Source organism: Frigidibacter sp. (assembly GCF_030695035.1).
Taxonomy (GTDB): domain Bacteria; phylum Pseudomonadota; class Alphaproteobacteria; order Rhodobacterales; family Rhodobacteraceae; genus Frigidibacter.
Genome location: NZ_JAUYTT010000008.1, coordinates 405394 through 427715, shown reverse-complemented (window position 1 = coordinate 427715; position 22322 = coordinate 405394). Strand labels below are relative to the sequence as shown.

Sequence of the window (22322 nt, the reverse complement as noted above, 5' to 3'; positions counted from 1 at the left end):
CGCAGGCCGCCCCCGTTCCTGAACTGGACCCTGCCGATGCCCCCTTCCCTTCGCCGCCTGTTCCCGATCCTGACCTGGGGCGCGGCCTATACCCGCGCGTCTGCCGCCAATGACCTGATCGCGGCGGTGATCGTGACGATCATGCTGATCCCGCAATCGCTGGCCTATGCGCTGCTGGCGGGGCTGCCGGCCGAGGTGGGGCTTTATGCCTCGATCGCGCCGCTGCTGATCTATGCGCTGATGGGCAGCTCGCGCACGCTGGCGGTGGGGCCGGTGGCGGTGGCGAGCCTGATGACGGCCGCGGCGGTGGGCAAGCTGGCGGCGCAGGGCACGCCCGAATATCTGGGCGCAGCGGTTGCGCTGGCCTTTCTCTCGGGGCTGATGCTGCTGGGGATGGGCGCGCTGCGGCTGGGGTTCATCGCCAATTTCCTCAGCCACCCGGTGATCTCGGGCTTCATCACCGCCTCGGGCCTGCTGATCGCCGCGAGCCAGCTGCCGCATCTGCTGGGGATTGCGGCAAGCGGTCAGACGCTGCCGGAGCTGCTGGGATCGGTGCTGCGGGGCCTTGGCGGGGTCAACCTGCCGACGCTGGTGATCGGCGCGGCGGCGGTCGGGTTCCTGTTCTGGTCGCGGCAGGGCCTCGCGCCCCTGCTCCGCGCCCGTGGCTGGCAGGCGCGCCCCGCGGGCATGGTCGTGCGCGCGGCCCCGGTGGTGGCGGTGGCGCTGACCACGCTGGCGGCCTGGGGGCTGGGGCTGGAAGCGCGCGGCGTGGCGCTGGTCGGCGAGGTGCCGGGCGGGCTGCCGGTGCCGAGCCTGCCGCCGCTCGACCTTGGGCTATGGGCGCAGATCGCGGTGCCGGCGCTGCTGATCTCTGTCGTCGGCTATGTCGAGACGATCTCTGTCGCGCAGACGCTCGCCGCCAAGCGCCGCCAGCGCATCGACCCCGATCAGGAGCTGCTGGCGCTTGGCGGGGCCAATCTGGGCTCGGCGCTGTCGGGCGGCTTTCCGGTGACGGGGGGCTTTGCGCGCTCGGTGGTGAATTTCGACGCCGGGGCCGAAACGCCGGCGGCGGGGGCGTTTACAGCGGTCGGCATGGCGCTGGCGGTGCTGTTCCTGACGCCCTTGCTGCATTACCTGCCCAAGGCGACGCTGGCCGCGACCATCGTGGTGGCCGTGCTGAGCCTGGTGGACCTTGGCGCCCTGCGCCGCACATGGGTTCTGTCCCGCACCGATTTCGCGGCGATGCTGGCCACGATGCTGGTGACACTGGTCATCGGGGTCGAGGCCGGGATCTCGGCCGGGGTGATCCTCAGCCTTGGGCTGCACCTGTTCCGCACCTCGCGCCCGCATGTGGCGGTGGTGGGCCAGGTGCCGGGGACCGAGCATTTCCGCAACGTCCTGCGCCATGCGGTGGTGACGGTGCCCGAGGTGCTGACGATCCGGGTGGATGAAAGCCTCTATTTCGCCAATGCCCGGTTCCTGGAGGATACGGTCTATGACCGGGTGGCGGCCGATCCGGGGCTGCGCCATGTGGTGCTGATGTGCCCGGCGGTGAACGATGTCGATGCCTCGGCCTTCGAGAGCCTGGAAGCCATCAACAGCCGGCTGCGCGATGCTGGCGTGGTGCTGCACCTGTCCGAGGTGAAGGGGCCGGTGATGGACAAGCTCAAGCGCGGGCATTTCCTGCAGGAGCTGAGCGGGAAGGTGTTCATGACCCAGCATGACGCGATGCGGGCGCTGGCGCCGGAGGTGACGGCGCGGGTGCGGGCGGCGGGGCGGAGCGAGTAATCGCGCTACGGCTTCAAGGAAGCCGGGGGGCCTTCTGCCCCCCGGAACCCCCCGAGGATATTTAGGCAAAGAAGAGGGGAAAGTGGGTCAGATCCGGCCGGTGGTGGCGGTGAGCAGGAGGCGGCCGCGGCGGGAGAATTCCGAGAGGCGGAGGGTGTTGCCCAGAACGCGGGCCGGGTCTTTGGCGGCGAGAGAAAGCAGCGCGTTGGCTTGCCAGGCCGGGTAGAGCGCGGGGATGGCTGTGGCGGGGAGTGTGGCGCGGGCTTTGCGGGCGCGGGTGAGGTGGTCGAGGCCGGTGCGGGCGAGCGAGGCGATGGCCTCGGGGCTGGGATCGGGCAGCGGCGCCCTGCCCCGCGCGATCAGGTCTGGCACCGCGACCAGCCAGGCGGCGATGCCGGCGGCGAGGCCGGCGTCTTGCAGGGCGGGATATGCGGCTTCGGGGGCGCCGAGGGCTTGACCGGCGGCGAGCATGAGGTTGCCGGCGGTGTCACCCAGATAGGCCAGCAGGCCCTCGGTGTCCGTGGAGGGCTCGCCCCAGCAATCCAGCCGCCGCGCCTCGGCAATCGCTTGCAGCGGCGCAACCGGTTGGCCGGTTTCGGCGATGAGATCGGCCAGCGGCCCCGCAACCTCATGCGTGCGGGGGCGCTCGCCGGCGGCGATCCGGTCCAGCGTGTCCACCCACCATTGCAGGCGCATCTCGGCCACCAGCGGCTCCGCCGAGGCCCAGGGCGGGCGCGCGAGTTCGAGGTTCAGCGCGTAGAGCGGCCAGAGCCGGGCGCGGGCCGCAGGCGGCGCGGCCATGGCGGCGAGGAAGCGGTCGGGATCGCCGGCCTCGACCAGCGCGGCGCAGGCCTCAACGCTCATACCGGCACCGCGCCGTCGCGGGCGAGTTTCCAGATGACGGCATCGAGCAGCGCCTCGAAACTGGCATCGACTATGTTGGGGGAGACGCCCACCGTAGACCAGCGATGGCCCGCCGCATCCTCAGAGTCGATGATGACCCGCGTGACGGCCTCGGTGCCGCCTTGGGTGATGCGCACCTTGAAATCCACCAGTTTCATGTCGTCGATCAGGCCCTGATAGGGCCCGAGATCCTTGGCCAGCGCCTTCCACAAAGCGTTCACGGGGCCGCGGTCGGCACCGCTCTCGTCCTGCGATTCCGACACGGACAGCGTGGTTTCCCCGCCGACGCGCACCACCACCACCGCCTCGGACAGGCTGAAGGCGCGCCCGGCGGCGTGGCGACGTTCCACCGTGACCCGGTAGCGCTCTACCTCGAAATACCGCGGCAGAAGGCCCAGTTCCCGCCGCGCCACCAGCTCGAAGCTGGCCTGCGCGCCGTCATAGGCATAGCCCTGATCCTCGCGCGCCTTCACCGCGTCCAGGATCCGCGCCAGCGCCGGATCGCCGGGGGCAACCTCGATCCCCGCCGCCACCAGCCGGGCGCGCAGGTTCGACTGCCCGGCCTGGTTCGACATCGGGATCACCCGGTCATTGCCGATGAGGCCCGGGTCCACATGCTCATAGGTCGAGGGATCCTTGAGGATCGCCGAGGCATGCAGCCCCGCCTTATGCGCAAAGGCCGACGCCCCCACGTAAGGCGCGGCGCGCAGCGGCACCCGGTTGAGGATATCGTCAAGCATCCGGCTGAGGCGCGTCAGCCCCGCCAGCGCCTCGCGCGTGATCCCCGTCTCATAGCGCCCGGCATAGGGCGGCTTCAGCAGCAGCGTGGGGATCAGCGTGGTGAGGTTCGCGTTGCCGCACCGCTCCCCCAGCCCGTTCAGCGTGCCCTGGATCTGCCGCGCCCCAGCATCGACCGCCGCCAGCGACCCCGCGACCGCATTGCCGGTATCGTCATGGCAATGGATGCCGAGCCGCTCCCCCGGAATGCCGGCCGCGATCACCTCGCCAGTGATGCGCCCAACTTCCGCCGGCAGCGTGCCGCCATTGGTGTCGCAGAGCACGATCCAGCGGGCGCCGGCATCATAGGCGGCCTTCAGGCAGTCCAGCGCATAGCCGGGGTTGGCGCGGTAGCCGTCGAAGAAATGCTCGGCATCGAACAGCGCCTCGCGGCCTTGCAGGGCCAGATGGGCGATGGAGGCGCGGATGTTGTCGAGGTTTTCGGAGAGGGGAATGCCGAGCGCGGTGGTCACATGAAACTCATGCGCCTTGCCGACGAGGCAGACGGCGGGGGTATTCGCATTCAGCACCGCCGCCAGCACGTCGTCGTTTTCCGCCGAACGCCCGGAGCGCTTGGTCATCCCAAAGGCGGCAAAGGTGGCGCGGGTCTGCGGGCGGCTGTGGAAGAACTCGGAGTCGGTCGGGTTCGCCCCGGGCCAGCCGCCTTCGATATAGTCGATGCCGAGGACGTCGAGCGCCGCGGCGATGCGGGTTTTTTCAAGGGCGGAGAACTGCACGCCCTGGGTCTGCTGGCCGTCGCGCAGGGTGGTGTCGTAGAGGTGGAGGCGGGTGGGGGCTGGAGTGAGGGTCACTTGAGAGCTTCCCTTGCTGCCGCAAGATCGAACGAACCAGTGAACTCCGCTGTAGCCCCTTGCCCGCCCGTTGCCTTGGTGACCACTAACTGCAAGCCGACAGATGCAGCACGCTTTCTAAGTTCGTCTGCGGCGTCGTAGGCTTTATCTGCGCGCAAGTCTGCGTAGCGACGCGCGACAGAGAGAGCAAAGCTATGCTCTTCTTCAGAGCGTGGCCCCCAACCCAGGCTCCCGACCGAGGTCTTGAAGTTCATGAGTCCAAGCAATTTGAGGCTCGCGAGCAATTGGCTTCGCGCGCGGGCCTTTTTCAGGTCGTGCAACACCTTGATTGCGCCCGCGGTGTTCAGGTCATCCGCAAGGGCCGCAACGACGTCGGGGTGAGGGTCACCTGCCTCGGCACCTGTCGTCGCCTCTGCGAATTCTACCAACGTCGCCCTTGCCTGCGCCGCCTTCTCCGCCGTCCAGTCCATCGGCTTGCTGTAATGCGTGGACAAAAACACAAACCGGATCACCTCGCCCGGCACGCCCTGATCCAGCAGATCCCGCACGGTGAAGAAGTTGCCGAGGCTCTTGGACATCTTCTTGCCCTCGACCAGCAGCATCTCGTTATGCATCCAGATGCTGGCAAAGCCGCCCTCGGGATGGGCGCAGCAGCTTTGGGCGATCTCGTTCTCGTGGTGCGGGAATTGCAGGTCGATGCCGCCGCCATGGATGTCGAAGGACGGCCCCAGCAGCTCATGGCTCATCGCCGAGCATTCGATGTGCCAGCCGGGGCGGCCGCGGCCCCAAGGCGAGTCCCAGCCCGGTAGGTCGGGGCCCGAGGGCTTCCACAGCACGAAATCCATCGGGTCGCGCTTGTAGGGCGCGACCTCGACCCGGGCGCCGGCGATCATGTCATCCACGCTGCGGCCGGAGAGGGCGCCATAGGCCGGGTAGCTGCGCACGTCGAAGAGCACATGGCCCTCGGCGGCATAGGCATGGCCGCGGGCGATCAGGGTCTCGATCATGGCGATCATCGGGGCGATGTAGGCAGTGGCGCGAGGCTCGAGGTCGGGGCGCAGGGCGCCGAGCGCATCCATGTCGTCATGATACCAGCCGATCGTCTCATCACTGCGCGCGGCGATCAGCGCCTCGAGGCTGCGGGGATCGCCCGCCGCCTTCAGCGCCTGCGCGGCGGCGTTGATCTTGTCGTCGACATCGGTGAAGTTGCGCACATAGGTGACGTGATCCGGGCCGTAGACATGCCGCAGCAGCCGGTAGAGCGTGTCGAACACCACCACCGGGCGGGCATTGCCCAGATGCGCGCGGTCATAGACGGTGGGGCCGCAGACATACATCCGCACATTCGTGGGGTCCAGCGGCGCAAGGGCAACCTTGCGGCGGGTGCGGCTGTCGTGAAGCCTGATCTCGGCCATGATCCCTCCTCGCGCCCCTTGGCGCTGCACTTCCGGCGGCGGGGGTTCGGGTTCGATCTGGCTTTGAAACAGAGGAACGGCCCGCCTGACGCGTGTCAGCCGGGAATGCAGCAGATGCGGGCGATGTGCTGGCGTTCCATGCGCACCGGAGTAGCGCGGCACGGCGGCGCTGCCAAGGAAAATCCTGCGGCTGCTCCCCGGGGCCAGCCGCCGGGGGTTTTCCACCCCCGGACCCCCGGAGGATATTTCCGAAAAAGCAAGCTCAAGCCTCAGCCTCCTCCGTCCTTGCTTTTTTGGAAATATCCTCGGGGGGTGAATTGGCGCGGCACGCGCCAAGAGGGGGGCAGACGGCCCCCCTCACTTTGCCGCCGGCAAACATTGTAACGGTGACAGCACCGGCCCTTGCCCCTGCCGGGGCGTTCATGCTCCCTCTGCGGATCATTCACCGGAGATCCCCCATGCAGCTCGCCCCCCGCATCGCCCATATCGCCGGCACCGACGGCGATGGCTGGGGCATCTATTACCGCACCCGCGAGATGATCCGGGCCGGGGAGCGGGTGCTGAACCTGACCATCGGCGAGCATGACGTGAAGACCGATGCGGCGATCCTGACGGCGATGCATGGCGCGGCGATGGCGGGGCATACCGGCTATACGTTCGGCGCCGGGCTGCCGGAGCTGCGGGCGGCAATTGCCAAGCGGGTGCAGGCGCGCACTGGGGTGGCGACGCGGGCGGAGAATGTCGTGGTCACGCCCGGCGGGCAGTCGGCGCTGTTCTCCACCCATATGGCGCTGCTGGACCGGGGCGATACCGGGCTTTACTGCGCGCCGTTCTACCCCACCTATCCCGGCACGATCCGCGCCACCGGGGCCGAGGCGGTGGCGGTGCCCACCCGCTCCTCCCGCGCCTTCCAGCCCGAGGCGGCGGCGATCATGGCGGCGGCCACGCCCACCGCCCGCACCCTGCTGATCAACTCGCCCAACAACCCGACCGGGGTGATCTACAGCCGCGAGACGCTGGAGGGGATCGCCGAGGCGGCGCAGGCGGCGGACCTGTGGCTGATCTCGGACGAGGTCTATGACACGCAGGTCTGGGAAGGGCAGCACCTCTCCCCTCGCGCCCTGCCGGGGATGGCGGAGCGCACGGTGGTGATCGGCTCGATGTCGAAAAGCCATGCGATGACCGGCTCGCGCCTTGGCTGGGTGGTGGCGCCCGAGGCGGTGGTGGAGGCGATCACGCTGCTGTCTACCGTAACCACCTACGGGGTGCCGGCCTTCATCCAGCACGCGGCGTTGCATGCGCTGGCGCAGGGTGAGGGTTTCGAGGCCGGGATCGCCGACCCGTTCCGGCGGCGGCGCGAGATTGCGGCCCGGGCGCTGGCCGGCTCGCAGGCGATCCGGGCGATCCCGTCCGCGGGCGCGATGTATGTGATGCTCGACATCCGCGCCACCGGCCTTTCGGGCAATGCCTTCGCCGAGCGGTTGCTGGAGGAGGAGCGCATCGCGGTGATGCCGGGCGAGAGCTTTGGCGCGCCGGCGGCGGGGCATTGCCGTGTGGCGATGACCATCCCGGATGACGACTTTGCCGAGGCGATGGCGCGGCTGGCCGCGTTCGCCGACCGGCTGCTGCCTTAACCCGCGCGCGCCAGCGCGCAAACCTAGACCACGCGGGCCAGCGCCCAGATTCCGAAGCCCAGCATCACTGCGCCGGAGGCCAGAGCCGTGCCGCGAGCGAAGCCGGGCGGCAGGCGGTGGCGCAGCAGCGCGACGGTGCCGGACAGCAGCGCCCACCACAGCAGCGAGCCGGTGAAGATGCCGGTCACGACCGCAACCGCCTCGGCGGGCCCCGCGGTGCGGGCAAGGCCGAGGCCGGCGAAGATGGCGGCGAAGCTGAGGATGGTGGCGGGGTTCGCCAGCGTCAGGCCGAAGGTGGTGGCCATGACCGCCAACGCTCCGGGTGGGGCCTTGGCCGCTACGGCCTCTTGCGGCGGTGCCGGGCGCAGGGCGCGGATCCCCAGCCAGATCAGGAAGGCCCCGCCGATCAGCCCCAGTGGCCGCTCGATCAGCGCCACCGTTGCGGCAAAGCTGGCAAAGCCCGCTGCCGCCAGCGCCGCGAACAGCGCATCGGCCAGCGCGGTGCCAAGGCCCCCCGCCATGCCGGCGTGAAAGCCGCCGCGCAGGGTGCGCTCGATGCAGAGCGCGCCGATGGGCCCCAAGGGGGCGGCGATGGCCAGCCCCATCGCCACGGCGGTGCCGAACAGGACCAGCATCATTCCCCCCTGTAGCGGAAGGGCGGCGCGACGACTTCGGTCAGCGCCAGGATGGTCTCGCTGCGCCCCAGCCAGCCGCCGGATTTCAGCGCGGCCAGGAACGGCTCCACCCCCGCCAGCGAGGGAAGCCGCACCTGGATCAGGTAGGACCAGGGGCCGGTGACATGGTGGCAGGCGGTGATGGCAGGATCGGCGGCGGCGAAGGCGCGGAAGCCGGCCTCGCTCGCGCCCTCGGCCAGCGCCAGCCAGACGAAGGCCAGCACTGGCAGGCCGAGCGCGGCTGGGTCGCTGTCCGCCATGACGCGGCGGATCGCGCCGCGCTCGGTCAGGCGGCGGATGCGTTCGTTGACCGCGGATTGCGAGAGGCCGACGGTTGCGCCAAGGGCCGAGAGGGGCTGGCGGGCGTCTTCGGACAAAGCTTCGATCAGCTTGCGGTCAATCTCGTCCATGGCAGTGATTCCTGCGGCAGTGTGTTTATATCACCGCAAATATACCTGCAAACTTCGTCCCGCAAGTTAAAGATGCGCCAGCACCGACCGCGCCGCCCTGAGCCCCGGAGCCTCGCCCCCTGCCCCCAGCCGCTCCATCGTCAGGCGCATCGCCGCGCGTTGTGCGGCCTGCGCCTCGTCATCCTCCAGCAACTCCAGCAGCGCAGGCGCAATCAGCTCGGGGCGGCAGCGGGGCCCGAGGAATTCGGGGATCGCGCGGGTTTCCGACACGAGGTTCACCAGCGTCACCGTGTCCACCCGCAGCATCCGCGCGATGATCTGCCGGCTGAGCCAGGCCATGTCATAGGCGATGACCATCGGCGTGGCGCTGGCCGCCAATTCGAGGCTGACCGTGCCCGAGGCGGCGAGCGCGAGATCGGCGGCGGCGAAGGCGGCGCGCTTGTCTTCTGGCGCCTCGACGATCACTGGCGCCACCGGCCAGCGCGCCGACATCTCGCGCACCAAGGGGGCCACGCCACGCACGGTCGGCAGCACCACGCGCAGTTCGGGGACACGGTCACGGACGCGCATCAGCGCCTCGTCAAAGGTCGGGCCGATGCGACTCACCTCGCCGCGCCGCGATCCGGGCAGGGCGAGCACCAGCGGCGCATCCGGCGCGATGCCATGGGCGGCGCGGAAGGCGGCGGCCTCTGTTGGCGTGGCGACGGGTTCGGCGACCACCGGATGGCCGACGAAATCGCAGGTCATGCCCGCGGCCTGCATATAGGGCGGCTCGAAGGGCAGCAGCGCCAGCACATGGTCGATCACCGGGGCCATCTTGGCGGCGCGGCCCGGGCGCCAGGCCCAGACCGAGGGCGCAACATAGTGCATGGTGCGCAACCCGTGGTTCGCTTTGCGCGCGAGGCCGGCGACGCGCAGGCAGAAATCGGGGCTGTCGATGCCGATCAGTGCATCCGGGGCAAGGTCCGTCACCGCCTGCGCCGCCTCAGCAATGCGCCGTTTCAGCGCGCGGTATTTCGGCAGCACCTCCAGCAGGCCCATGACCGACAGCTCTTCCATCGGGAACAGGCTTTGCAGCCCCTCGGCCTGCATCGCCGGGCCGCCGACGCCTGCGAAGCGCACACCCGGGGCGAGTTGCTTGAGCCCGGCCATGAGGGCCGCGCCCAGCTTGTCGCCGGAGGCCTCGCCGGCGATCAGGAACAGGACGGGGCTCACGGCTGTCTGGCCCAGAGGAAAAGCCCCGCCACTTCCGCATCGGCCACCATCTCGGCACGGTTCAGGCAAATCACCCCGCCCGCCTCCCACACGATCCCCGCAAGCCCGGCGGCAGCGGCGCGCGCGACGGTTTCGGGGCCAAGGGCGGGCAGATCGACCCTCCGGTCCTGCCCCGGCTTCGGCGCCTTGTAGAACACGCCCCTCGCGCCGGTCGGATCGGGGCGCAGGCCGGTGCCCGTAGCCGCCACCCAGTCCAGCATCGCATCGGTGCCCGGCAGCGCCTCGACCGCGAGGCAGAGGCCCTGCGCGACCACCGCGCCCTGCCCCACATCGACGCTGCCAAGCGCGGCAACGATGGCGGCGGCGCGGGCGGCGTCCTTGCGGTCGGCCTCGGTGGGCGCGCCGGTCAGGACACCGGCGCCGGGCACCAGATCCGGCAGCACCGCTTCGGCGCCGACGACTTCCAACCCGCGCTCCTCGAAGATGCCGATCACCGCGCGCAGGGTGGCATCGTCGCCCGCCTGCATCGCCGCCATCAGCCGGGGCAGCAGCGCGGCGGTGGCGGTGTCGATTGCGGAGGGGGCGAGCCGCGGGCGGCGGACCGCCCCGGCGAAGACCACGCGCCGGACGCCGCGCGCCAGCAGATCGTCAAGGAAAGGCACCAGCCGTTCGACGCGAAAGCGCAGCGGGTCGTGGCCCGGAACCGAGGCGGGAAAGCCCTCCATCTCGGCCAGCACGAAGCCCTCGCCCTGCGCATCCAGCGCGCCGGCCAGAAGCCCCGGCAGCGCGCCGGTGCCGGCGATCAGGGCCAATTCACTCATGCAGGCGTCAGGAAGCTGCGATCGGACGGGCCGAGGATGAAGGCGATCACCTCTGCCGCCAGCGACCCGGCGGGCACCGTGCCCTCCAGCCGGCGGGCGCTCTCACGGAAATTGCCCTCGCCAAGCGCCTCATAGAGGTCGCGCAGCCCGTGGATCTCGGCCCGGTCGACGCCGCGGCGCTTCAACCCCACAAGGTTCAGCCCGTCCAGCGTGCCGCGCGGGCCCTGCACGAGGCCATGCGGCACCACATCCGCCGTCACCATCGTCACCGCGCCGATGATCGCGCCGCGGCCGATGCGCACCCATTGATGCACGCCAGACATGCCGCCGACGATCACCCCGTCCTCCAGCACGCAATGCCCCGCCACGGCGGCGCCGTTGACCAGGATCACATTGTTCCCGATGCGGCAGTCATGCGCGACGTGGCAGCCGGCCATGAACAGGCCATCGCTCCCCACCACCGTCTCGCCGCCGCCGCCCTCGGTGCCGGTGTTCATCGTCACATGCTCGCGGATGCGGTTGCGCGCGCCGATGGTGAGCTTCGTGCGCTCGCCGCGGAATTTCAGGTCCTGTGGCACCTCGCCAAGCACGGCGAAGGAGAACACCGTGGTGCCCTCGCCCACCGAGGTTATCCCGGTGATCACGGCATGGGATTTCACCTCGACCCCGGCTGCCAGAACCACCTCGGGGCCGATCAGCGCGAAGGGGCCGATGCGGCAGCCGGCGCCGATCACCGCGCCGGGTTCGACCACGGCCGAGGGGTGGATCACGGCGCTGGCGTCAATCTTCATCGGGTCAGCCCCTCAGGTCCATCATCGCGGTGAATTCCGCCTCGCAGGCGAGTTGCCCATCGACCGTGGCGCGGCCGTCGAATTTCCATATCTTGCCGCCGCCGCGCTTGACCGTCACCTGCAGTTCCAGCACGTCGCCCGGCACCACCTTGCGGCGGAACTTGCAGCCGTCGATGCCCATAAAATAGACCAGCAGGTCGCGGTCGACCACGTCCATCGAGATCCCGACCAGCACGGCGGAAGCCTGCGCCATCGCCTCTACGATTGTCACCCCGGGCATGATCGGCGCGCCGGGGAAATGGCCCTGGAAATGTGGCTCGTTGAAGGTGACGTTCTTGACGCCGATGGCCGATTTGAACGGCACGATCTCCTTCACCTTGTCGATCAGCAAGAACGGGTAGCGATGCGGAATGATCCGCTGGATCAGATGGATATCGGCCTCGGTGGCGGGGAACGGGGTCTTGCCCGGCGCAGCGCCGGCGGGTTCTTCGGTCATCACTACTTGGTCCCTCGCATCGCTCTGGTCGTTCGGGCCGGCCGTGGCAGGGCCATCCCGCTCGGGCCGCCCCATCGCCTTGGCCGGCTTGTCTTTGGCCTTGCTAGCAATTCACCCGGCGCGAGGCAAGGCGCCGGGTGCCGCCGGTTGTCTGGGGTCAGTCTGCGGCGGGCGCAGCTGCGCCGTCCTCGGGCGCATCCACGGTGTCTGAAATCTCTGGCGCGGCGCCCGGCCCCAGCCGCTGATCGGCCAGCGCCACCACCTCAGCCGTCACGTCGATCTGGCTGTCGGCCAGAAAGATCACCCGCGCATCGAGGATCGCCACCGCGCCATGCTTGCGCATCACATCGGACAGGACCGGCACCGCGGCGCTGAAGAAGGCCCGCCGTTCCGCCTCGCGCAGGCGCGAGACGGCCCGCGCCTTCAGATCCTGGGCGCGGCGGATGCCGGTCACCCGTTCGTCAAAGGCATCGGCCTCGGCCCGGAAGGCGGCGGGGTCCATGCTGGCGCGGCGGTCGGTGAGCGATTTTTCCTCAGCCAACAGCTGCGCCTCGATCCGGCGGTTCTCGGCGGCAAGCCCGGCAGCGGCGGCCTCGATCTCGGCCTCGGCGCGGGCGCCCCAGGCGGAGTCGTCGAACAGCTGCTCGTCATTCAGCGTCAGGATCGGGGCCTGCAGCACAGCGGTTCCAGTGGGAAAGCCGGTTGCGGGCAGAGCGCCGGGCGCGCCGGGCGCCAGGTCCTGCGCCAGATCCTGCGCTGGCGCGGCACCCGCCGACAGACCCAGCAGCGCAAGCGTCAGCGCGCAGCGGCGGGGATAAATCCCCGCCATCTTGCGTACGCCCTGCCCGCCCCCGCGCATCAGAACCGCGTCGAAACGGTCAGGTCGAAGTTCTGTTCGTTATCATAGTCTTCCTTGGCCAGCGCCTTCGAGAAGTTGAAGCGCAGCGGCCCGATCGGCGTGGTCCAGAACACCGAGAAGCCGACGGCAGAGCGCAGGCTGGCCTCATCATCCACCTGGCAGGTGCCGTCGCCGTTAAGATCGACGCAGGCGCCGTCAATCCCGCCATTGGTGTTGTCGAGCCCCCAGACGGTGCCGACATCGAGGAACAGGCCGCCGGTGATCCCGTATTCCTCGGGGATCCCCAGCGGGAACTCCGCCTCGAAGCGCGCCACGGCATAGTAGTTGCCGCCAAGCGGGTCTTCGTTATCCACGTCCAGATCGCGCGGACCGATGCCGCGGCTTTCAAAGCCGCGCATTTCCGACCCGAAGAAGCGGTCGGTCACCCGCGACTGGGTGCCGTTCAGCGCGTGATAGGCGCCGCCCTCGACCTCGGCCCGCAGCGTCCATTCCTCGTTGAACACCTTGGTCTCGGCGGTGGCGAGCGCGGTGGTCTTCAGCGCCTCGACATCGCCGGCGAGCCCGTAGAACTCTTGCCCAAAGCGCAGGCGGATGCCGGTATTGGGGTCGAGCCCGGTGCGGCGGGTGTCATAGCTGACCGAATAGGTCAGGCCGAAGCTGTTCTGCTTGCCCTCTTCCGCCACCAGGATCGCCGACGAATTGAGCTCGTCAATGTCATAGAGCTCTTCCTGGCCGATCTTGAAACCCAGGTTCAGGCGGGTGTTCGGCGCGATCGGAAACTCGATCGACGGTTCGATCCCGGCCAGCTTCATCGAATAGTCAGAGTTGTCGTTTTCCGAAATGCGGTAATAGGCGCTGAAGCGCAGCGCCATATCGCGGTCGAGGAAGGCCGGTTCCACAAAGGTGATGCTGGACGAGCCGGTGCTGTCCGTGGTGTTCAGCGAGGCGCTGAAGAACTGGCCGCGGCCAAGGAAGTTCTGCTCCGAGAAGCTGAGCGCGAGCCCCACCCCGGTATCTACCCCGTAGCTGACGCCGAAGGACAGCGAGCCGGTCGGTTGTTCGGTCACGTTCACATCGACGATGACCCGGTCCTGGGCAGAACCCTGGCGGGTATCCACCTCGGCTTGGGAGAAGAAGCCAAGCGCGCGGATCCGTTCGGCACCTTCGCGGATTTCGCGCGGATTGAAGGGGTCGCCTTCCACCGATTTGAACTGCCGCCGCACCACCTTGTCGAGCGTGGTGGCGTTGCCCTCGATGTCGATCCGTTCGACGAAGACCCGCGGGCCGTTGGCGACAACGAAGTCGATATCCAGCGTGCGGGTGCGGTCATTGCGGGTGACGCGCGGTTCGATCCGCACGAAGCTCAGGCCCTTTTCGGTCGCCACGGCTTCCATGCGGCTGATGGTGTTGTCCACCGCGTTCGGCGAATAGGTCGCGCCGGTGCGCACCTTTACCGCGCGGTCGAACTCGGCGGGGCTCAGCCCCTCCACTTCCGAAACGGTGCGGATCTGGCCGAACTTGAAGCTTTGGCCTTCCTGGATGTTGTAGGTCAGGAAGAACGCATCCCGCTCGCGCGAGAATTCCGAGGCGACGCCCAGAACCTGAAAGTCGACATAGCCGCGCGAGCGGTAGAAGTCGGTCAGCAGCTGCTTGTCGAACTCGATCCGGTCCGGCGCATAGGTGTCCTTGCCGACGAAGATGCGCAGCAGGCCAGCCCGCTTGGTTTCCAGAACTTCGCGCAGCCGGCGGTCGGAAAAGGCCCGGTTGCCGGTGAAGGACAGCCGCTCGATCTCGGACAGGCGGCCTTCGCTGATCTCGAACACCACATCGACGGTATCGGCATCGCGGCGGATGACCTTGGGTTCGACCCGTGCCGCGGTGCGCCCGCCGCCGGCATAGGCCGAGGCAATCGCTGCCGCGTCCGCCTCGACCTGCTGGGGTGAGAACACGCGCCGCGCCGTGGTCTGCACCACGCTCGACAGCTGTTCATCCTTGATCCGGGCATTGCCCTCGAAATCGACCACATTGACCGTGGGATATTCGGTGACGCGGATCACCAGCGTGCCGCCCGAAGGCACAAGTTCAACCGTCTCGAACTGACCCGAGGCGAGGATGCGCTGATAGGCATCGTTCAGCGCGCCGGCGGAAAGCGTCTCTCCGCGCGCGATTCCGGCATAGGACAGGATCGTGCCGGTATCGATGCGGCTGTTGCCCTCGATCTGCACCTGGCTGAAACTGTAGGTCTGGGCCTGAACCGGGGTAAGAGAGGCCGTGCACAGCATGGCGACAGACAGCAGAAGCCCCGCCCGCCGCTTCGCCGGCCGAAATCCCCGGGCGCTGCCGCCGCTGCTCAGCTTGGTCGCCATCGGTCCCTACTCCCGCCGTTTTTACCATTCTCTTCTGACCCCGTGACTAGCCGGAAAGGGGGGGCTTGTCAAAAGGAGGTGAGTGCAGGCGCGGCGAGACAATCGGGCATGCCGGGGATGGGCGAAACCTTGCCGGCGCGGGGCCTCCGGCCCTCTGCCAACCGCCCTGCTGTCAAAACGCAAACAGGCGCCCGTTGGGGCGCCCTGTCATCGCTGCGGCAAGTGCTGTCAGGGCTGCGGCGGCATCACCGGCAGGCTCATCAGCTCCACGCCGATGGCCGCACCGCCCAGCAACCCCACCAGAACGGCGGCGGGAATCACCAGCCGCTCCCAGTTCAGATCGATCAGCAGCTCAAGGCTGCGCGCGCTTTTTGTGATCATCTGCATCGTCGGCCTCTGTTCATGTCCCCGGCGTTGAAACTCGGTTTCACGAACTGTTTATCGGCGGATTGTGGCCGGATTTGGGCAGAGGGCGGGCCAGAACGCGGCCGCGCCCGCCTGCCCCCGCTCTCAGCAGCGCAGGTCGTTGGTCAGCCCGAAGGCCATCAGCGACAGCACCAGCGCCAGCCCCAGCAGCATCAGAACCCGCATCACCGCATCGGGCGGCGGCTTGCCCGCGGCCCATTCCCAGGCGTGGAACACCAGATGCCCGCCATCCAGCACCGGGATCGGGAACAGGTTCATCAGCCCTACCGCCGTGGACAGCACCGCCAGGAACCAGATGAAATCGGCAAAGCCGGCGCTGGCCGCCGCGCCCGAGGTTTCGGCAATGCCGATCGGCCCGCGCAGGTTGCAGGACGAAATCGCCCCCGTCACCATATGCGCCAGCGCCGAGACCGAGGAGGTGACGACGAAAGACACCTGCCCTGCGCCCTCGCGCACCGCCTCCAGCGGGCCGACGCTGCGTGTCACCGGTTCAAAGAAGAACCCGCCGCCGATGCCGATCAGGAAGCGTGTCTCGAACCCGCCCTCGCGCAGCGGCAGGTCGGTGCGCTTGGGGGTCAGCGTCACTGCAAAGTCAGGCTCGCCTTCGCGCCAGACCTGCAGGGTCACCGGCTGGCCGCCCGCAGTTTTCACGACGGCCTGCAATTCGGCAAAGCTGCGCACAGGCGCGCCGTCGATGGACAGGATCACGTCGCCTTCCCGCAAGCCCGCCGCCATCGCCGCAGAATCAGGAGTGACCGAGGCGACGCGCGCCGGATAGACCGCCGGCCCCTCGACCGTGGTCTCACCGCTGGCGCGCAGCACGTCATACTGCATCCGCTCCAGCGCCGGAAATTCATCGGCAACCTCCTGCACCGCCGGATAATCCGGGGTGGGCCGGCCTTCGATGGCGCGGATCTCATCCCCCGTCTCCAGCCCGCCGATGCCGCCGGGCAGCGCATAGGTGCTGCCAATGCTGGGCGTGTTGGTGGCGACACCCGAGAACATGAAGATCCCGGCAAAAAGGGCAATCGACAGGATGAAGTTGAAGACCGGCCCCGCCGCGACCGTCGCCGCCCGCGCCCAAAGCGGCGCGCCGTGCATGGTGTGGCGCTTTTCCGTGGGGGTCAGATGCGCCATCGTCTCTTCGTCCGCGCCGGCCGAGGCGGCATTGGCATCGCCGAGGAACTTGACATAGCCCCCCAGCGGCAGCGCCGCCACCTGCCAGCGGGTGCCCCGCCGGTCCACCCAGGAATAGAGCACCGGGCCAAAGCCCAGGCTGAACACCTCGGCATGGATCCCCGACCAGCGGCCGATGATGTAATGGCCGTATTCATGCACCGCGACGATCACCGAGAGCGCAATGACAAAGGCAGCGACGGTGTAAAGAAGGTTTCCGAAGGACGGAAGAAGGGTCACAAGATCCACAGGCTCTGCCTCAAATACGCGCCGAGGCGATCACCGCCCCCGCCAGTCGCCGCGCTTCACTGTCAGCGTCGCGGAGGTTATCGAGGCTGATCGTGGCAATTCCAAGCCCCGTTTGGGCTGACATTCGCGCGAGCACCTCTTCCACCACGCCCGCCATTCCCGGGAAGGACAGCCGCCCGGCGATGAACCCGTCCAGCGCCGCCTCTTTCGCGGCGTTGAACACCGCGCCCGCCAGCCCGCGGATCGCCATCACCTCGCGTGCGAGTGTAAGGGCGGGGTAGCGGGCGGGGTCCGGCGCGGCAAAGCTGAGCCGCCCGATCTGCGCAAGGTCGAGCCGCGCCACCGGCAGATGCGCCCGCTCCGGCCAGTTCAGCGCATAGCCGATGGCATGGCGCATGTCGGGCGCCCCCAGATGTGCCATCAAAGCGCCGTCGCGGAAGCCGACCATCGCATGGACCAGCGATTCGGGGTGTACGAGCACCTCGATCATCGCGGGCTCCACGTTGAAATATTCCCGCGTTTCAATGACTTCCAGGGCCTTGTTGAACATCGACGCGCTGTCGATGGTGATGCGCTGCCCCATCGCCCAGTTCGGATGGGTGGAGGCCTCGGCCACGCTCGCCTGCGCCAGCCGCTCCAACGGCCAATCGCGGAAGGCGCCGCCGCTGGCGGTGATGATGATGCGTTCGACCGCGGCGATATCCTCGCCCGCCAGCGCCTGGAACACCGCCGAATGCTCGCTGTCCACCGGCAGGATCCGCGCGCCATGTGCCGCCGCGGTCTCCATCAACAACGGCCCCGCGGTCACAAGGCTCTCCTTGTTCGCCAGCGCCAGTGTGCGGCCATGTCGCAGCGCGGCAAGGCCCGGCGCAAAGCCCGCAAAGCCGACAATCGCGCTCATCACCCAATCGGCCGGGCGGTCCGCCGCCTCGACCAGCGCCGCCTCGCCCGCCGCGGCCTCGACCCCCGACCCGGCCAGCGCATCCCGCAGCGCCGGCAGGCAGGCCGGATCGGCCGTCACCGCCACCTCGGCTTGCAGGGCGCGCGCCATCTCGGCCAGCCGCGCAACATTGCGGGCGCCGGTCAGTGCAACCGTATGGAAGACCTCGGGCCCGCCGGCGCGCATCACCAGGTCAAAGGTCGATTCGCCGATGGAGCCGGTGGCCCCGAAGATGGAAATGGAGCGGGGGGCTGCCCTCATGTCAGAACCGCACCACCGGAACATCGACGACCTGCGCCACCAGCAGCATCAGCAGCGCCGCGCCAAGCAGCCCGTCGAAGCGGTCCAGAAGGCCGCCATGCCCTGGGATCAGGCGCGAGCTGTCCTTGACCCCCGCCCGCCGCTTGATTGCGCTTTCCGCGATGTCGCCCATCTGCGCGGCCAGCGCCAGCGCGGCGGAAATCCAGGGCAGGTCCGGCCCTGCGGTGGTGAACTGGCCAAAGGCGAGGCCAACCAGCGCCGCGCCGATCCAGCCCGCCACGGTGCCCGACCATGTCTTCTTCGGGCTGACCCGCGGCCAGAACTTCGGCCCGCCAAAGGCTTTCCCGGCGAAGTAGCCGGCGATGTCGGTGACGACCACCACTGCGACCAGCCAGGCCAGCCACAGCACGCCATGATCGGCCCGGAACGAGACCAGCCCGTAGGCCGCCTGCAGCACCGCCAAAGAGTAGATCACGAACAGCAGCCGGCCCTGCATCGGCACCAGCGGCGAGGCGAGCGCGGGCAGCAACAGCAGCAGCCCGCCCCAGCCCCAACCCCAATAACCGACGCCGCCGCCCTGCCCCGGCCAGATCTGCGCCAGCGCCAGCGCGGCTAGCAGGCCGGCCCCGGCCAATAGCCCGAGCCCGCGCGCCGGCATCGCCTTGCCCGCGATCCCGGAAGTGGGGGGCAGGGCCAGCATCGCCGCCAGCTCCCACACCATCAGCCCGGCGGCGGCAATCGCCAGCCCCGCGAACCACCAGCCGCCCGCCCAGATCAGCAGCAGCCCGCCGCCCGCCATGACGAGGCCAGAGATCAGCCGCGGGCCGAGGTCGGCCCACCGGGCCGAGCGGCTCACCGCCGGCGCGGGCTTTGCGTCCCTGTCGGTCATCTGGTCATGTCCTCCCTGCCCGGCCTGTCGCCGGGCGCGTTTGCGCTGCCGTGACGGGCCAAGCCCGACTTACCCGCCCGGCCCGCCGCTACGCAATCCCCGAAGGCTGCGACTAACCGGTCAGCACCCCGCCAAAGCGCCGCTCGCGGGTGCCGAAGCGGCCGACGATCTCTCCCAACACTTCAGGCGTGAAATCGGGCCACAGCACCGGGGAAAATTCATATTCGGCATAGGCCGCCTGCCAGGGCAGGAAGTTGGAGGTCCGCGTCTCGCCCGAGGTGCGTATCACCAGGTCCGGGTCGGGAAAGCCCGCCGTATCCAGCCGCGCCGTCAGCGCCGCCTCATCGGCGGCCTCGGGCGCCAGCACGCCGCTGGCGACATCCTCGCACATCCGCCGCGCGGCACGCAGCAGCTCGTCCCGGCCGCCATAGTTGATCGCGACGGTGAAGTTCACGCGGCAATTGCCGGCGGTGCGCGCCTCGATCCCCGCCATCAGCTTCTGCAGCTTCGGGTCCAGCCGCTCGCGCGCGCCGATGAAGCGCAGCCGCACGCCCTCGGCCGACATCGCGTCGGCCTCGCGCTCGATATAGCGCGCGAAAATGCCCATCAGGCCAAGCACTTCCTCGGTCGAGCGCTTCCAGTTCTCGGTCGAGAAGGCATAGACGGTCAGCCACTCAATGCCCAGATCCGGGCAGGCGCGGACGATTTCCTTGACCCGCTCGGCGCCCTTGCGATGGCCGACAAGCCGCGGCCATCCGCGACTGGTCGCCCACCGGCCATTGCCATCCATGATGATGGCAACATGCCTAGGCCCGCCCCCGGAGGCCGCCCCCGATGTCGCCTTGTCGTTCACATCCTTGGCGGCCATCGGGCCTAGTCCTCGCTAGGGTTGGGTAGTTGTCGGCAGGTCGGCTCCCGCGGCCTAGACCTGCATGATCTCGGCCTGCTTGGAATCCAGCGCGCCATCGACGGCGGCGATGGCCTTGTCGGTCAGCGCCTGCACCTCGGCTGACCAGAATTTCTGGTCATCCTCGCTCATGCCATCGGCCTTGGCCTTTTTGATCTGGTCCATGCCGTCGCGCCGCACGTTGCGCACGGCGACGCGCGCATGTTCGGCATATTGCGCGGCAACGCGGGTCAGATCGCGGCGGCGTTCCTCGTTCAGCTCGGGAATCGGCAGCATGATGATGGTGCCATTGGTCTGCGGGTTGATGCCGAGCCCGCTTTCGCGGATCGCCTTTTCAACCTTGTTGACCATGCCCTTGTCCCAGATGTTGATCGTGACCATCCGCGGCTCCGGCACGTTAACCGTGCCCAGCTGGTTGATCGGTGTCATCTGGCCGTAGGCGTCGACCTGGATCGGTTCGACCAGCGAGGCCGAGGCCCGGCCAGTGCGCAGCGAGGAAAATTCCGTCCGGAGCGAGGCCATGGCCCCTTCCATCCGGCGGTTGAGGTCGTCCATGTCGATCTCGATATCGTCGGCCATGTGTCGTGTTTCCCGTCAGTTTGCCTTGGACGCCGCTATAACCGAGCCGTTTACCGAAAGATAGGGCGTCATCCTTTCACAAGCGTATACGTGCCCCGGCCCGCAAGGATGCCGCGGAAGCCGCCCGGCTCGTCCAGCGAGAACACGATGATCGGCAGGTTGTTGTCGCGCGCCAGCGCGATGGCCGAGGCATCCATGACCCCCAGATGCTTTTGCAGCACCTCGTCATAGCTGACCACGTTATAGCGCTTGGCATCGGCGTGTTTCTTGGGGTCCTTGTCGTAGACCCCGTCGACCTTGGTGCCCTTGAAGATCGCCTGGCAGGTCATCTCATTGGCGCGCAGCGTGGCGGCGGTATCGGTGGTGAAATAGGGGTTGCCGGTGCCCGCGGCGAAGATCACGACGCGGCCCTTCTCAAGGTGGCGCACGGCGCGGCGGCGGATATAGGGCTCGCAGACCTGATCCATCGGGATCGCCGAGATCACGCGGGTGTGGATATCGAGGGCCTCCAGCGCCGATTGCATCGCCAGCGCGTTCATCACCGTCGCCAGCATCCCCATGTAATCGGCCGTGGTCCGCTCCATCCCCTGAGCGCTGCCCGCCAGCCCGCGGAAGATATTGCCGCCGCCGATCACCATGCAGATCTCGACCCCGAGGTCATGGACCGACTTCACCTCTTGGGCGATGCGCGCGACGGTCGGCGGGTGCAGGCCATAGCCTTGGTCCCCCATCAGCGCCTCTCCCGAAATCTTCAGAAGCACGCGCTTGTAAGTGACCTGCGGTTCATCCGCCGCCTGTTCCAGAATGGTCATGTCTTTCGCCTCGCTTGCCGCTGCCCTGATCGCCGGGCAAGATGCTCCAAATCGCCCCGGGGTTCAACGGGGCACGCGGAAAGAATGCTGCAATGCGGCATTCCGGACGCGCAAGCTACATGAGGTAGGGGCCGTATTCCATTGGAATTGCTGAACGATCTTGCGCCTGACATGCCGGTGGTCATCGCCGGGCCGACCGCGAGCGGAAAATCCGCGCTCGCGCTGAAGATTGCCGAGCGGCAGGGCGGCGTGATCGTCAATGCCGATGCGCTGCAGGTCTGGGGCTGCTGGCGGGTGCTGACGGCCCGGCCGAGCGCCGAGGAGGAAGCGCGGGCGCCGCATCTGCTTTATGGCCATCTGCCCTGCGGGGCGGAGTATTCCGTCGGCCACTGGCTGCGCGAGGTGGCCAGTGTGCTGGTAGGGCCCGAGCGGCCGATCATCGTTGGCGGCACCGGGCTGTACCTTTCCGCGCTGACCGAGGGGCTGGCCGAGATCCCGCCGGTGCCGGCTGAGGTTCGCGCCGAGGCGGATGCGCGTCTGGCCGCGGACGAGATGGCCGCGATGCTGGCAGAGCTGGACGAAGCCACCCGCGCGCGAACCGATCCGCTCAATCCCGCCCGCATCCAGCGCGCCTGGGAGGTGCAGCGCGCCACCGGGCGCGGGCTGGCGGAGTGGCAGGCGGCGACCGGCCCTGCCCTGCTGGCACCTGGGAATGCGCGCCTGCTGGTGCTCGAGGCCGGGCGCGACTGGCTGGCGGAGCGGATCGACCGGCGCTTCCGCGCGATGCTGGCACAGGGCGCGCTGGAGGAGGCGCGGGCGGTGCTGCCGGACTGGTCTCCTGCTGCCCCCTGGGCCAAGGCCATCGGCGCGCCGGAGCTGGTGGCGCATCTGCGGGGGGAGATGGCGCTGGAGGAGGCCGTGACGGCGGCGCAGGCGGCGAGCCGGCAATATGCCAAGCGGCAAAGGACGTGGTTCCGGGCGCGGATGCGGGGCTGGGAGACGGTGGCGGCTGGTTGATGCTGGAAGGCGGGGGCCTTCTGCCCCCCATGACACGAATGAAGGCGGGGGGCCTTCTGCCCCCGCGCCCCCCGAGGATATTTTTAAAAGGCAAAGGAAAGGGGT

The 22322-nt window shown here is 68.6% G+C and carries 21 protein-coding genes; 3 read left to right on the top strand and 18 right to left on the bottom strand.

The window, feature by feature from the left end:
• Positions 1-36: 36 nt before the first annotated feature.
• Positions 37-1788, top strand: coding sequence for a SulP family inorganic anion transporter (locus Q8S30_RS06230; protein WP_305665167.1), 1752 nt, complete (start codon positions 37-39; stop codon positions 1786-1788).
• 87 nt (positions 1789-1875) lie between these two features.
• On the opposite strand, the gene Q8S30_RS06225 is transcribed toward Q8S30_RS06230, so the two are convergent.
• The 3 genes from Q8S30_RS06225 to cysS are packed head-to-tail and all read right to left on the bottom strand — an operon-like array spanning position 1876 to position 5695.
• Positions 1876-2652, bottom strand: coding sequence for a squalene/phytoene synthase family protein (locus tag Q8S30_RS06225; protein WP_305665166.1), 777 nt, complete (start codon positions 2650-2652; stop codon positions 1876-1878).
• Complete coding sequence (gene cimA, locus Q8S30_RS06220; protein WP_305665165.1) at positions 2649-4280, bottom strand: citramalate synthase; 1632 nt, start codon at positions 4278-4280, stop codon at positions 2649-2651. The genes Q8S30_RS06225 and cimA overlap by 4 nt, the downstream gene beginning before the upstream one ends.
• Entirely contained in the window at positions 4277-5695 is a 1419-nt protein-coding gene (gene cysS / locus Q8S30_RS06215; protein ID WP_305665164.1) for a cysteine--tRNA ligase, read from the bottom strand. Before cysS ends, cimA begins: the two co-directional genes overlap by 4 nt.
• A gap of 458 nt (positions 5696-6153) precedes the next feature.
• Between cysS and Q8S30_RS06210 the strand changes: the two genes are divergently transcribed.
• The gene (locus Q8S30_RS06210; RefSeq protein WP_305665163.1) at positions 6154-7329 is read left to right on the top strand and encodes a pyridoxal phosphate-dependent aminotransferase; all 1176 of its coding nucleotides are present in this window, start codon (positions 6154-6156) and stop codon (positions 7327-7329) included.
• Positions 7330-7352: 23 nt separating this feature from the next.
• Here Q8S30_RS06210 and Q8S30_RS06205 read toward each other — a convergent pair whose 3' ends face one another.
• The 15 genes from Q8S30_RS06205 to pyrH all read right to left on the bottom strand — a co-directional run bounded on the left by Q8S30_RS06205 (position 7353) and on the right by pyrH (position 21200).
• Positions 7353-7964: a LysE family translocator gene (locus Q8S30_RS06205; RefSeq protein ID WP_305665162.1), complete on the bottom strand. Its 612-nt coding sequence runs from the start codon at positions 7962-7964 to the stop codon at positions 7353-7355.
• The gene (locus tag Q8S30_RS06200; protein ID WP_305665161.1) at positions 7964-8413 is read right to left on the bottom strand and encodes an Lrp/AsnC family transcriptional regulator; all 450 of its coding nucleotides are present in this window, start codon (positions 8411-8413) and stop codon (positions 7964-7966) included. Before Q8S30_RS06200 ends, Q8S30_RS06205 begins: the two co-directional genes overlap by 1 nt.
• A 66-nt stretch (positions 8414-8479) precedes the next feature.
• Complete coding sequence (lpxB, locus tag Q8S30_RS06195; RefSeq protein WP_305665160.1) at positions 8480-9628, bottom strand: lipid-A-disaccharide synthase; 1149 nt, start codon at positions 9626-9628, stop codon at positions 8480-8482.
• Positions 9625-10449 carry an LpxI family protein gene (locus tag Q8S30_RS06190; protein WP_305665159.1) on the bottom strand — a complete coding sequence of 275 codons (825 nt, stop codon included), beginning with the start codon at positions 10447-10449 and terminating at the stop codon, positions 9625-9627. The genes lpxB and Q8S30_RS06190 overlap by 4 nt, the downstream gene beginning before the upstream one ends.
• On the bottom strand, positions 10446-11240 hold the full coding sequence (lpxA, locus tag Q8S30_RS06185) for an acyl-ACP--UDP-N-acetylglucosamine O-acyltransferase (RefSeq protein WP_305665158.1): 795 nt from the start codon (positions 11238-11240) through the stop codon (positions 10446-10448). The genes Q8S30_RS06190 and lpxA overlap by 4 nt, the downstream gene beginning before the upstream one ends.
• 4 nt (positions 11241-11244) lie before the next feature.
• The gene (gene fabZ, locus Q8S30_RS06180; RefSeq protein ID WP_305665157.1) at positions 11245-11736 is read right to left on the bottom strand and encodes a 3-hydroxyacyl-ACP dehydratase FabZ; all 492 of its coding nucleotides are present in this window, start codon (positions 11734-11736) and stop codon (positions 11245-11247) included.
• Positions 11737-11893: 157 nt separating this feature from the next.
• A complete protein-coding gene (locus tag Q8S30_RS06175) occupies positions 11894-12565 on the bottom strand; it encodes an OmpH family outer membrane protein (protein WP_305665156.1) in 672 nt (223 codons plus the stop codon).
• 29 nt (positions 12566-12594) lie between these two features.
• Positions 12595-14961 (bottom strand): outer membrane protein assembly factor BamA, encoded by a 2367-nt coding sequence (bamA, locus tag Q8S30_RS06170; protein WP_305665155.1) that lies wholly within the window; start codon positions 14959-14961, stop codon positions 12595-12597.
• 228 nt (positions 14962-15189) lie between these two features.
• Positions 15190-15348, bottom strand: coding sequence for a hypothetical protein (locus tag Q8S30_RS06165; protein WP_305665154.1), 159 nt, complete (start codon positions 15346-15348; stop codon positions 15190-15192).
• Positions 15349-15471: 123 nt separating this feature from the next.
• Positions 15472-16812, bottom strand: a complete 1341-nt coding sequence (gene rseP / locus Q8S30_RS06160; RefSeq protein ID WP_305665153.1) for an RIP metalloprotease RseP — start codon at positions 16810-16812, stop codon at positions 15472-15474.
• 10 nt (positions 16813-16822) lie between these two features.
• Positions 16823-18013, bottom strand: a complete 1191-nt coding sequence (dxr, locus tag Q8S30_RS06155; RefSeq protein ID WP_305665152.1) for a 1-deoxy-D-xylulose-5-phosphate reductoisomerase — start codon at positions 18011-18013, stop codon at positions 16823-16825.
• Position 18014: 1 nt separating this feature from the next.
• Positions 18015-18902, bottom strand: coding sequence for a phosphatidate cytidylyltransferase (locus Q8S30_RS06150; protein WP_305665151.1), 888 nt, complete (start codon positions 18900-18902; stop codon positions 18015-18017).
• A gap of 112 nt (positions 18903-19014) precedes the next feature.
• Complete coding sequence (uppS, locus tag Q8S30_RS06145; protein ID WP_305665150.1) at positions 19015-19770, bottom strand: polyprenyl diphosphate synthase; 756 nt, start codon at positions 19768-19770, stop codon at positions 19015-19017.
• A gap of 54 nt (positions 19771-19824) precedes the next feature.
• On the bottom strand, positions 19825-20388 hold the full coding sequence (gene frr / locus Q8S30_RS06140; RefSeq protein WP_305665149.1) for a ribosome recycling factor: 564 nt from the start codon (positions 20386-20388) through the stop codon (positions 19825-19827).
• A 68-nt stretch (positions 20389-20456) separates the two neighbouring features.
• Positions 20457-21200, bottom strand: coding sequence for a UMP kinase (gene pyrH / locus Q8S30_RS06135; protein WP_305665148.1), 744 nt, complete (start codon positions 21198-21200; stop codon positions 20457-20459).
• A gap of 171 nt (positions 21201-21371) precedes the next feature.
• On the opposite strand from pyrH, the gene miaA reads away from it, so the two are divergent.
• Positions 21372-22217 (top strand): tRNA (adenosine(37)-N6)-dimethylallyltransferase MiaA, encoded by an 846-nt coding sequence (gene miaA / locus Q8S30_RS06130; RefSeq protein ID WP_305665147.1) that lies wholly within the window; start codon positions 21372-21374, stop codon positions 22215-22217.
• The last annotated feature ends 105 nt before the right edge of the window (positions 22218-22322 follow it).